Annotated in this window: 1 protein-coding gene; it reads right to left on the bottom strand. The window is 71.0% G+C overall.

Annotated elements, in window-relative coordinates:
* Positions 1–57: 57 nt before the first annotated feature.
* Positions 58–13776 (bottom strand): amino acid adenylation domain-containing protein (locus ACFTZC_RS39125; RefSeq protein ID WP_382898524.1); only part of this gene is annotated, 13719 nt, incomplete at its 5' end.

The following is a 13776-nucleotide window of genomic DNA, read 5'->3' as shown; positions in this document are numbered from 1 at the left end:
TCCCCCTATGACTGGTTCCTGCTCGGTGCGCAGTGCTCGGTGCGCAGTGCGCAGTGCTCACTGCTGCCGTATCGACTCTTCGAGTTCCTGGAGGATGCGTTCCTCCACCGCCGTCGCGAGACCGGCGACCGTGGGCGCGTCGTAGAACGCGCGGACCGAGAACGCGACCCCGAAGGCCGTACGGATCCGGGAGATGACCTGGAGGATCTGGATGGAGTTGCCGCCCAGGTCGAAGAAGTCGTCCTCGGCGCCGACCCGTTCCGTACCGAGCACCTCCTGCCAGATCCCCGCCATCACCTCCTCGCCCGTGTCACGCGGCGCGACATACGCGGTGCCGCTCTGTGCCGCGGGCCCGGGCGCGGGCAGTGCCCTGCGGTCGACCTTGCCGTTCGCGTTCAGCGGCAGTTCCGCGAGTTCCACGAGGGCCGACGGCACCATGTAGCCGGGCAGCAGGCCCTTGAGGTGTGTGCGCAGCGGACCCGGCTCGAAGGTGTGCCCGTCCCGTACGACCGCGTAGCCCACCAGGCGCGTCGCGCCCGCGTCGTCCCTCCGTGCCGCGACCACGGCCCGCGCCACGGAGGGGTGCCGGCGCAGGGCGGCCTCTATCTCACCGGGCTCGATGCGGAATCCGCGTACCTTGAGCTGCTCGTCCGCCCGGCCCGCGAACTCGATGCTCCCGTCGGGGAGGTATCTGGCCCGGTCGCCGGTCCGGTAGAGCCGGTTCGCCGGATCGCCGCCGAAGGGGTCGGCGACGAAGCGCTCCGCGGTCAGGGCGGGCCGGTTCAGATAGCCACGGGCCACGCTCGGTCCGCCCACGTACAGGTCGCCGGTCACACCGACGGGCACGGGCCGCAGTGCCGCGTCGAGGAGGTACATCCGGATGCCGGGGTTGGGCCGGCCGATGGGCACTCCGGCGGTGTCGGGCAGCGCGCCCCGTACGGCGGGGTAGAGCGAGGACTCCACCGTGGCCTCGGTGACGCCGTACGTGTTGAGGACGGTGGTGGCCGCGTCGGCCCGCTCCAGCAGTCTGCGGCAGTCGTCGGTACGCCACAGGTCGGCGCCGGCGGCCAGCACCCGCAGCGGCGGGAGCGGTTCCCCGCGCCGGGCCGCCTCGTCGACGAGAGCGGTGGCCAGCGCCGGGACGGTGTCGAGGTGGGTGACCCGGGCGGAGCGGATGAGGTCGAGCAGCCGCGCGGGGTCGGCGACGGCTTCGGAGGGGGCGATGACCAGGGCCCCACCGTGGCAGAGGGCGTGCACCAGGTCGGAGACGAACACGTCGAAGGACATGCTGGCCACGTTGAGCTGACGTACCGGCCCGTCGGTGTCGCCGCGGCGACCTGGGCCGTTCGGTGTGAGGATCGCCGTGTCGCCCGTGAATCCGTACGCCGCGTCCCATGACGCCGCGCCGTGGCTGACGCTGCGGTGTTCGACCAGGACGCCCTTGGGCCGCCCGGTGGAGCCGGAGGTGTAGATGACGTACGCGGCGTCGCGCGGCGTCACACCGGTCTCCGGGGCCCGGTCGGGCAGCGCCTCGAACCGCCCCGTCTCCGTGTCGAGGGTCAGCACCGGCACAGGTGTGGCGGGCAGGTCGCCTGCGAGGGAGAGCTGGGTGACGACAAGGGTGGCTGCGCTGTCGGCGAGCACGTACTCCAGCCGTTCGGCCGGATGTGCCGGGTCGAGCGGTACGTAGGCGCCGCCCGCCTTGAGGACGCCGAGCAGGGCGACGACCATGTCGACCCCGCGTTCGAGGCAGATGGCGGTCACGGTCCCCGGGCCGACGCCGAGGGTGACGAGGTGCTGGGCGAGCCGGTTGGCGCGCGTGTCGAGTTCGGCGTAGGTGAGCGAGCGGGTCCCGGAGAGCACGGCTTCGGCCAGGGGCGTGCTGCGTGCCTGCCCGGCGATGAGTTCGTGCAGGCAGGCGCCGTGGGCGAAGGGGATCGCGGCGCCGCTCCAGCCGTCCGCGCCGAGCAGCCGCGCGTTCCCGGCGGCGGAGAGGAGCGGCAGTTCCGCGGGCGGACGGTGTGCGTGCTCGGGCATGCTCCGCAGCAGTACGGCGAGGTGCTCGGCCATGTCGTCGATCCTGTCCCGGTCGAAGAGCTCCGGGTCGAAGGCGAGCACGAGCGCCAGCTTGTCCGTGTCGGTGTAGGCGGTCAGGTCGAGGGGGTAGCCGGCCGTGTCGACGGCGGTGACATCGGTGACGCGCAGTCCGTGTGCGGCGGCGGCCTCCTCGTTGCCGGGGTAGTTCTCGAAGACGACAAGGGACTCGAACAGCTCGGTCCCCGACGGTAGTTCGGCGCACCGGCGGATGTCACGGAGAGCGAGATGTTCGTAGCCCCGCGCCTCGGCCTGCTCGCTCTGGATCCGGCCGAGCCAGTCGAGCAGGCTCTCGCCGCCGGATCCGGCCGTGCGGATCCGGACGGGCAGTGTGTTGAGGAAGTTGCCGACCGTGGACTCCATGCCGGGGAGCTCCGCCGGGCGTCCGGAGACCGTCGCGCCGAAACACACGTCGCTCTCGCCCGCGTAGCGGGAGAGGAGCAGGGCCCAGGCTCCCTGCACCACCGTGTTCAGGGTGAGGTGATGGCGCCCCGCCAGCTCCGACAGGGCTCCGGCCTGCACCGCCGTGAGTTCGATCCGTACCCGCTCGGCCGCGTGGGAGCGGTGTCCCGGGGCGGGCCGGCGGTCGGTGGGCAGCGGGGTGGGCGAGCGGAACCCGGCCAGGGCGGCGCGCCAGTAGGCCCGGGCGGCCCCGGTGTCCTGCCGGCCCAGCCACTCCACGTAGTCCCGGAACGGCGGACGGGTCATCGGCGCCACCGCCCGGGCGTCCTGTTGGGCGTCCGGCCGTGCGGTCGGCCGGGCCGACGGCTCGGACGCGCCGGCCGCGTCGCGGAGCGACCGGTACTGGGCGAAGACGTCCTCGAAGATCTGCGTGGTGCTCCAGCCGTCGAGCACCACGTGGTGGAAGGTCCACACCACGCGGACGGCGGCTCCGGACACCCGCACCAGGACGACCCGCATCAGCGGCCCGGTCGACAGGTCGATACCGGCCGCGTGCTCATCGGCCGTCAACCGGGCCAGCAGCACGGCCTGTTCCGCCATCGGGACACCGGTCCAGTCGAGCTGCCGAATGTCGAGGACGGCGCGCCGTCGTACCACTTGAAGGGGCTCGGGCACGCCCTCCCACACCAGGTGGGTACGGAGCGCGGGCGTCGCGTCCACGAGCCGCTGCCAGGCGGTGGCCAGCAGTCGGGGGTCCTCGGCGCCTTCGAGGAGGAAGGACACCTGGTCGAGGTAGACACCGGGGTCGGTCAGGGTGTGGAGCAGCATGCCGCTCTGCATGGGGGTGAGCGGATAGATGTCCTCGACCTCGGTGCTGGAGGCATCCGTGCCGACCAGGGCGTCGACGGCCGGCTGGTCGAGCCGGGCGAGCGGGAAGTCGGAGGGGGTACGGCCGCCGGTTCCGGGCCGGGCGCAGTGGTGTACGAGCGCCCGGATCTCGGCGGCGAAGGCGTGGGCCAGCCGTTCGACCGTGGACGGGAGGTGCAGTTCGGTCGAGTACGTCCAGGTGAAGGTCAGCCGTCCCTCGCTCACCACACCGATCACATCGATGAGATGGGCCCGCTGCTCGTCCGGATGGTGGTCCTGCCCGAGGGCGGGGAGGGCGGACCGTATCGGTCCGGCACCGGACGGGGACGTGCCGTCTCCGGTGGCGTCGAACCGACCGTGATAGTTGAAGCTGATACGAGGTTCGTCGGCGCCGGCGAGCGGTCCGGGACGGCCGGGTTCACCCGCCGCCACGAGATGGCGCAGCGCGCCGTACCCGATCCCTCGCTGAGGCACCGACCTGAGCTGTTCCTTCACGGACTTGAGCGAGGCGGCCAGGTCGTCGCCCTCGGCACCCCCCTGGCCGTCGCCGCGGGGAAGGGCGAGGGCGACCGGGTGGATCGAGGTGAACCAGCCGACCGTACGCGTCAGGTCCACGTCGGCGAACAGTTCCTCGCGGCCATGGCCCTCCACGGCAACTGCCGTGCGCTCGCGCCCCGTCCATGCGCAGAGGGTGCGGGCAAGGGCGGTCAGCAGTACGTCGTCGGTACGCGTCCGGTACGCGTCCGGCACCTGGTGCAGCAGAGCCCCGGTCTCCTCGGCGTCCAGGGTGAGGTCGTACGTTGCCTGGACGGCCATCGTGTTGCCGCCACCCGGGAGGTCGACCGGCAGCTCGGTGACGGCCGCGTCGGTGACGGCACGCCAGTGGCCCACCTGGTCGTCGAAGCCGCCCGCGGCGACATGGCCGGCCAGCCGCTCGGCCCACTGGGCGACGGATGCGGTCTTCTCCCCGAGCTGTACGGGGCGCCCCGCGGCGGCCTGCCCGTACGCTCGGGTCAGGTCCTCCAGCAGGATGCGCCAGGAGACTCCGTCGACCAGCAGATGGTGCGCGGCGACGAACAGCCACGCGGGCCGGTCCGGGCCGCGGTCCCCGACGAGGACCCGGAACAGCGGGCCCCGGGAGAGGTCCATGCCGCTCTGGACGGCGCACACGTGCTCCTGCCAGGCGGCGGCACCGGCGTCCTCGGCGCCGTCCGCACGCGTGAGATCGGACGTACGGGTGAGGTTGTGGGCGGTGAACACCACGTCCAGGTCGACGGCCGGGGTGATGTGCCCGGTCCAGCCGCCGGCTTCGGTACGGGTGAAGAGCGTACGCAGCGCGTCGTGCTGGGCCACCAGCGCGGCGACGGCGGAGCGCAAAGCGGTCAGGTCGGCGCCGGCGACCAGCTCGAAGGCCATGGACATCGCGAAGTGATGCGGCGCGACGGGGTGATGGGCGAAGAACCACTCGCGGATCGGTGTCGGTCCGACGGGTCCGCTCACCACACCCTGCGGCGCGGCGAGGCCGGTTGCGGGCGCGGCGGCGGTGGCGGACGCGGCGAGGTCGGAAATGTTCTGCCGGAGGAACACATCGCGCGAGGTGAGGGCGATCCCGGCACGGCGGGCCCGGGAGACGACTTGGAGGCTGGAGATGGAGTCGCCGCCGAGGGAGAAGAAGTTGTCGTGCACCCCGACCCGCCCGACACCCAGCACCTCCGACCACACAGCCACAAGCGCCCGCTCGGTCTCCGTACGCGGGGCAACGTACTCGGAAGCGGCGGAAGCCAGATCGGGCGCGGGCAGCGCACGCACATCGACCTTGCCGTTCACCGTCAACGGCAGGCCCTCCAGCACGACGAACGCCGACGGAACCATGTACTCCGGAAGCAACCCAGCCGCATACGCACGCACCTCCGCAACCACAACCGCGTCCGCCACACCGGCCGGAACGAGGTACGCCACCAGGCGCTTGGCACCCGGACGATCCTCACGGACCACGACCGAGACCCGCCCCACCCCCGCATGACGCGACAGCACCGCCTCGACTTCCGCCAGCTCGATCCGGAACCCCCGGATCTTCACCTGACCATCCCGCCGCCCCAAAAACTCCAGCCGCCCATCCCCACGCCACCGCACCACATCACCCGTCCGGTAGAGCCTGCCACCGGAACCGAACGGATCCGCCACAAACCGCTCCGCCGTCAAACCACCCTGACCGTCATAACCCCGCGCAAGCCCCGCACCACCCAAATACAACTCACCCGGCACCCCCACACCCACCCGACACAACCCACCATCCAGCACATAAACCCACGTACCATCCATCGGACCACCCAACGCAACCACCGCACCCGCCGCATCCGCACCGGTCACCGGGCCGCACACGGCGAACGTCGTCGACTCGGTCGGCCCGTACACATGCACCAGGTCCAGTTCCGGGCACGCGTCCAGGACCCGCGCCATCGCCGCACCCGACGCCGCCTCCCCCCCCGTCCACACCTCACGAAGCCCCCCGAAACACCCCGCATCCTCCTCAGCCAGCAGATCGAACAGGGCCTTCGTCAAAAAGACCCCCGTCACCCCACGCTTCACCGCATCCCGCACCACATCCACGGACAGCTCCGCCTCGGCCACCACCACCGTGCCGCCGTTCAGCAACGGCACCCACACCTCATACGTCGCCGCATCAAAAGAGTGCGGGGAGTGAAACAGCACGCGCTCATGCGCACCCGACGACCAACGGGAATCAGCGGCCAACGCCACCACATCCCCATGCGTCACCCCCACCCCCTTCGGCACCCCCGACGACCCCGACGTAAACATCACATACGCCAAAGACGCGGACGAAACCACAGGACGATCCGCGCCACTCTCCCCCACAGGACCGGAACCCACAGCAACCGCCCGCACCCCACCGACCCGATCCACACCCCGGTCCGTCACCACCAGCACCGCACCACTACGCCCCAGCACCTCCCGTACCCGCTCCTCCGGATACCCCCCATGCAACGGAACGTACACACCACCCGCCCTCAACACCGCCAACATCGCCACCACCACATCCACCGACCGCTCCAACAGCAGACCGACCCGCGACTCCACCCCCACACCACCCGCACACAACACCCGCGCAAGCCCCTCCGCACGCGCATCCAACTCCCCATACGTCAACGACACACCACCACACTCCACCGCCACCGCACCCGGCGAAGCAGCCACCCGCCCCGCAAACACCTCCACCACCGAACCACCCGGCACCACACCCACCCCACCACACTCCACACCCACCACAGACTCCAACTCCACACCCCCCACCATCGACACCCCACGCAACACAGCCCCACCACCAGCCACCAACCCACCCGCCAACTCCACCCAATGCCCCGCCAACCGCTCCACAGACCCCGCATCGAACAAATCCGTGCTGTACGAGACGACGGCGAACAGCCCTTGTCCCGGACGGGGTTCGAATTCGAAGTTGAGGTCGAACTGGGCCGTCTCCACCGGTGGCAGTGTCTCCTCCACCCGCAGCCCGGGCAGGGTGAACGTCTCGCGTGGCGCGTTCTGGAGCGTGACCGCGACCTGGACCAGAGGCGTCCTGCTCGGGTCGCGCTCAGGGTCCAGTTCTTCGACCAGTCGGCTGAACGGCACCGCCTGGTGGGCGAAGGCCGCGAGCGTCGTCTCCCGCACCTGGCCGAGCAGAGTGGCGAAGTCGGCCGCGTCGTCGATCCGGGTCCGCAGGACGAGCGTGTTGACGAAGAAGCCGACGAGTCCTTCGAGTTCGGTACGTTCACGCCCCGAGACGGCCGTGGCGACCGCGAGGTCGTTCTGTCCGCTGTAACGCGCGAGCAGAAGCTGAGTCACCGCCGTCAGCGCCATGGAGGTCGTCCCGCCCTGGCCGCGCGCCGCTTCGGTCAGCGCGGCCGCCAGCTCCTCCGGCACCCGGAAAGTGTGCAGCGCACCACGACCGGTCCGTACGGCAGGGCGCGGCCGGTCCGTGGGAAGTTCGAGTACGGGCAGCTCCCGAAGCTGCTCCCGCCAGTAGTCCAGGTGTGCGTGGAGCGCGTCGCCCGCGAGCCGGCCGCGCTGCCAGACGGCGTAATCCGGGTACTGCAAGGGGAGTTCGGGAAGTGTGTGGGCCGTGTCCCGGACCGCCGCGGTGTACAGCTCGTTCAGCTCCCGGGTGATGACGCCCATCGACCAGCCGTCCGTGACGATGTGGTGCATGGTCAGCATCAGGGTGTGCAGGGAGGCGGAGCCCGACTCCGGCTCCACCACCAGCAGGGCACGCATCAGCGGCCCGGTGCGCAGATCGAACGGTGTCGCCGCCTCTGCACGGAGCGTCGTCTCCCGCTCCGCGTCCGAGCCCGCCTCGACCACCCGGATCTGTACGTCGAGTCCGGCATGGACCCTCTGCACGCCCCGCCCGTCGACGGAATCGAATGTCGTGCGCAGGGCCTCGTGCCGTTCGACCAGTCCGGAGACCGCCGTGCGCAGCGCCGGCAGGTCCAGGGCGCCGGTCAGCCGGAGCGTGGTGACGACGTTGTACTCGCGGGCTCCCGGTGTGAACTCGTCCAGGAACCAGAGCCTTTCCTGCGCGTACGAGAGCGGCAGCTCGCCGTCCCGGTCCGCGGGCGCGATTCCGGGGTCGGGCAGCGGCGACGCGCTCACGGCCGTGGCCGTGTCGACGGCGACGGCCAGGCCGGCGACGGTGGGATGGTCGAAGAGCGTACGCGGGGAGAGCCCGGCGCCCAGTGCGGCGCGGATGCGGGAGACCACCTTCAGCCCCGCGATGGAGTCCCCGCCGAGGTCGAAGAAGTCGTCGTGGGCGCCGATCCGTTCGGTGCCGAGCACCGTCGACCAGATGCCGGCGACGGCTGTCTCCGTGCCGGCCCGTGGCGCGACGTACACCGACTCGGGGGCAGCGCCCGGGACGGGCAGTGCGCGCCGGTCGATCTTGCCGTTGACCGTGAGGGGCAGTACGTCCAGCTCGACGAACGCGGCGGGCACCATGTACGCGGGGAGTACCGTGTCAAGGTACGCGCGCAGGACGGGTACCTCCAGTGTGGCGCCGGTCGCCGGGACCAGATAGCCGACGAGCCGCTTCACGCCCGGCCGGTCCTCCCGCGCGTCGACCACGACGGCACCGACTTCGTCGCGGGCTGCCAACGCCGCCTCGATCTCGCCGAGTTCGATACGGAAGCCACGGATCTTGACCTGTCCGTCGCCTCGGCCGAGGAACTCCAGCCGGCCGTCGTCCAGCCTCCGTACGACGTCACCGGTCCGGTAGAGCCGCTCCCCCGAGCCGAACGGATCGGCCACGAATCGCTCGGCCGTCAGGGCCGCCCGGCCGTCGTAGCCCCGCGCGAGACCCGACCCACCGAGGTAGAGCTCTCCCGGCACCCCGACCCCGACCGGTCGCAGGGCCCCGTCGAGCACATAGGCCAGCGTGTCGTCCATCGGGCGGCCGAGGGGTACGGGGCGTACGCCCCCCGTGTCACCAGGCCCGACCGGGCCGCAGAGCGCGAAGGTCGTGGCCTCGGTCGGCCCGTACACATGGACCAGCTCCGTGTCCGGGCAGTGCGCGGCCATCCGGGCCATCGCTGCCGGGGAGGCCGCCTCACCCCCGGTCCAGACCTCCCGCAGTCCGGCGAAACACCCCGCGTCCTCGTCCGCCAGTGCTCCGAAGAGCGCGGTGGTCAGGAACATCGCCGTGACACCACGCTCGGCGGCGCGCCGTACCACCGGCGCCGACAGGTCCTCGTCGGCCACCTCGACGCAGCCGCCGTTGAGCAGCGGTGCCCACACCTCGTACGTCGCGGCGTCGAACGAATGCGGCGAGTGGAAGAGCACGTGCCGGTGGGCGCCGGAGGTCCATCTGCGGTCGGCGGCCAGGGCGACGACGGAGCGGTGGGTGACGGTGACGCCCTTCGGCTCGCCGGTCGACCCGGAGGTGAACATCACGTATGCCGGGTCCTCCGCCGCCGGCGCCGGGTGGCCGGACTCGCCATCGGAGGAATCGGCAAGGGAATCGACGACGGAATCGACGGCACGCGGTGCTTCCGCCGCGTGGGCCATGTCGAAGAGGGCGATGTGATCCGGCACGCGGTGCGCCGTTCCGTCCGTCAGCAGCAACTCTGCACCACTGCGTCCCAGGATCTCCGCCATCCGCTCGGCCGGATGATCCGCGTGCAGGGGGACGTACGCGGCTCCCGCCTTCAGCACGGCCAGCATCGCCACCACCACGTCCGGCGACCGCTCCAGCAGCAGTCCGACGCGCGACCCGACGCCGACACCACGCTCCCGCAGCGCGTCGGCGATCCGGTCGGCCCGTGCGTTCACGGCCGCATACGTGAGGGTGGCTCCCCCGTGCCGTACGGCGATCGCGTCCGGTGCTGCCGCCACGTGTCCCGCGAAGACCTCCGGTACGGAGGCGGCGGGGCGCAGCACACCGATGCTGCCGCTCCACTCCCCGAGCACGCGCCCGCGCTCGTCCCCGCCGAGCAGTGGCAGCGCGGCCACGGTCCGCTCGGCGCTGTCCCCCGACTGCCCTGCCCCTGCGAGCACTTCGAGGGAGCGGGCACAGCTCTCGGTGAGCCGCCGTACCGTCTCCGCGTCGAACAGTGCCGGGTCGTATCCGACGGTCAGCTGGAAGTCGCCGGAGGGGCGGACGGTGAGCGTCAGCGGGTAGTTCGTCGACTCCACCGCGTCGAGGCCGGACAGCACGATGCCGTGGTCCACGCCGGCGCCGGTGTCCACCGGATAGTTCTCGACCACGACGAGGCTGTCGAACAGCCCGGCCCCCGGGGCCACTTGGGTGGGCATCTCGTGCAGGGCGACATGGGCGTACTCGACCGCTTCGGCCTGTTCCTCGCCGATACGCCGCAGCCACGCGCCCACCGGTGCGGCGGGCGCGACGTCGACCCGTACCGGCACGGTGTTGATGAACAGCCCCACCGTGTTCTCGGCACCCGGCAGTTCGGCCGGCCGGCCGGAGACCGTCGTACCGAAGACGATGTCCGAGGAGCCCGCGTACTGGGACAGTGTCAGTGCCCAGGCTCCGTGCACCATCGTGCCGACGGTCACCTGGTGACGACGGGCGAAGTCCGTCACGGAGCCGGCCGTCCGGGCGGGAAGGCACAGCGAGATCCGTGCCGTCGAACGGGCGCGGTGCGCCGTGCCGGGTGCGCGGTCGAAGGGCAGCGCGGACGGCTCCTCGAAGCCGGCCAGCCTGTTCCGCCAGAACTCCAGTCCCACCGTACGGTCGCGCGCGGCGAGCCATGCCAGGTGGTCGCGGAACGCCCCCCGGGCGACGCGCCGTTGAACAGGTTCGCCGACTCCCCCGGCGGCGTGCTCTGCGTACTCGGCCATGACGTCCGACAGCACGGCCGCACTGCTCCACCCGTCTAGCAGGATGTGGTGGAACGACCAGAGCACCTGTACCCGTCGCTCCGACAACCGGGCCAGCGTCACCCGGGTGAGGGGTGCCCTGCCGACGCCGAGGGCCATCCCCACGGCCCGGTCGTCGGCGAGCAGTGAGGCGAGCGACTCGCCGCACTCAGCCTCCGTACGGTCCGACCAGTCCAGCCGAGTCACCGGAAGGGTGACGTTCCGATACACGATCTGGACCGGCTCGGACACACCTTCCCAGGCGATCGACACCCGCAGCGCGTCCGACGCGTCGACGGCGTGCTGCCAGGCGCGGGCGAGGGCGTCCAGGTCGGTGACGCCGTCCAGAAGAAACGTGAACTGTTCGAGGTACGAGGCCGATTCGGACCCCGAGTCGGGGGTGGGAGCGGGGCCGGATGCCGGGGACGACTGGCTCAACGTGTGGAAGAGCATGCCCGACTGGAGAGGCGTCAGCGGGTAGATGTCCTCGATGTCTCCGCCGCCTCCACCCGTTGCCCGGGCGGATCCGGTGATCAGATCGATCTCGTCCTGGGTGAGCCGTACGAGCGGGAAGTCCGAGGGGGAGAACCCGCCGGCCTCGGGGCCCGCACAGTGCGCGATCAGCGAGCGCAGCTCGGCCATGTACCGCTCGGCCAGGCCCACCACGGTCGCACGGTCGTGCAGTTGGTCCGAGTACGACCAGGTGAAGGTCAGCACTCCGTCCTGGACCGCCCCCACGACTTCCAGAACATGGCCACGCCGCTCGACGGGGTGGTGCTCGCCCCCCGGGTTGAGAGTGAGGGCGCCGGCCCACCGGGCGGGGTCGTCGGCTCCGCCGAAGTGCCCCAGGTAATTGAAGGCCAACTCGGGTACGGGCGCGTCGGCCAGGGGTGCACCGGCCTGGCCCGGATCACACCGGAGGTAACGCAGGGCTCCGTAGCCGACACCCTGGTCCGGCACGGCCCGCAGCCGCTCCTTCACCGCCCGGATCGTCCGCCGCCAGTCTGCGGGGGCACCGGATTCCTCGGCGTTCGGAAGATCCAGGGCGACGGGGTGGATGGAGGTGAACCAGCCGACGGTACGGGTCAGATCCGTGTCGCCGAAGATCTCCTCGCGGCCGTGCGCCTCGATGTCCACCGCCCAGCGCCGCCCGCCGGCCCACGGCCCCACCGCCCGGGTCAGGGCGGCGAGCAGCACCTCGTTCGGCCGGGTCCGGTACACGGACGGAACGGCGTGCAGCAGCTCCGCCGTCTCTGCGGCCGTCAGCCGGAGGGAGACACTTCGCTCGGACTCCACGGTGTTGTCGCCGCCCGGACGGTCCACGGGGAGACGGATGGTCACGCCTTCCGTCATCTCCAGCCAGTACGGCACCTGCCCGTCGAAGCCGCCGGCGGCCGTGTGCTCGGCGAGCCGGTCCGCCCACTGCCGTACGGACGTGCCCTTGGGGCCGAGCTCCGGCTGACGGCCACGCGCGATCCGCTCGTACGCGGATTCCAGATCCTCCAGCAGAATGCGCCAGGACACCCCGTCCATCACCAAGTGGTGTGCGATCAGCACGACATGGACGGCCTCGTCGGCGCCGGGCACGCCCACGAGTACGCGAAACAGTGGACCGTGGGCCAGATCGAGTCCGGCATGCGCCTGGGCCACAAGGGCGTCCCAGGCGACGGTGGAGGGAGAGGGAGAAGGTGATGACGATAGCGAGCAGGATTCATGGACCGTGAAGACGGCGTCGAGCGGCACCTCGGAAACGATCTTCCCCTCCCACACCCCCTCGGTGGTACGGGTGAAGGTGCTGCGGAGCGCATCGTGCTGAGCCAGCAGCGCGCCCACGGCGTCACGGAGGACTCCGATGTCCGTGCCGGGCGGCAGGGTGAACCCGGCCCCCATGTTGAAGTGCGCCGGGGCAACCGGATGTGTCTCGAAGAACCACTCCCGTACGGGAGTCGTCCTCACGATGCCGGTCACCGTTCCGTGTTCGGCGAGCCGCACGGGGCCGGTGTCGACCCGGCCCGCCTTGGGGGCGAGAGCAGCGGGCGTGGGGTGGAGGAAGACGTCGCGGGAGGAGAGGGCGAGTCCGGCGCGGCGGGCGCGGGAGACGACCTGGAGGCTGATGATGGAGTCGCCGCCCAGGTCGAAGAAGTTGTCCTCGGTCCCGATCCGGTTCAGGCCCAGCACCTCGGCCCAGACCTCACACAGGACACGCTCGGTCTCGTTGCGCGGCGCGACATACACCTCGTCCGCGGTCGTGAACTCAGGCGCGGGCAGCGCACGCCGGTCCAGCTTCCCGTTCGCGTTCAACGGCAGCGCGCCCAGCACGACGAAGGCCGCCGGGACCATGTACTCCGGCAGCGCGAACGCGACATGCGCACGCACGACAGCCACATCCAGTCCGCCACCACCCGCCACCACATAGGCCACGAGCCGCTTCACCCCCGGCACATCCTCACGGGCCACCACCACGGCCGCACTCACCGCCTCATGACGAATCAGTACGGCCTCGATCTCACCCAGCTCGATACGGAAACCCCGCACCTTGACCTGGTCATCCCCACGCCCCGCATACTCCAACGACCCATCCCCATGCCACCGCACCACATCACCCGTACGGTACAAACGCCCACCCGAACGGAAAGGATCAGCCACAAAACGCCCAGCCGTCAGACCCGGACGCCCGAGATACCCCCGCGCCAGACCACCCCCCAGATACAACTCCCCCCACACACCAACCGGAACCGGAACCAACCCACCACTCAGCACATACGTCGCCTTACCGGCCACCGCACGCCCGATCGGCACCACCGGACCCTCAACATCCTGATCACGGTCCGAGAACCAACCCGTGGCATAAACGGTCGCCTCGGTGGGGCCGTAGATGTTGGCCACCACAGCACCCGGAATCGCCTGCCTGGTCTGCTCCAGCAACCCCGCCGGGAACGCCTCACCCGCCAGCACCACCAGACCCGCCGACACCTCCGTCCCCTGACCCAGCACCCCCGCAAACGCCGACGGCACCGCCGACACCAG

The sequence above is a fragment of the Streptomyces sp. NPDC056987 genome (assembly GCF_042673865.1).
Classification (GTDB): Bacteria; Actinomycetota; Actinomycetes; order Streptomycetales; family Streptomycetaceae; genus Streptomyces.
The sequence above is the reverse complement of the archived record's forward strand: the minus strand, read 5'-3'. Positions and strand labels throughout refer to the sequence as shown.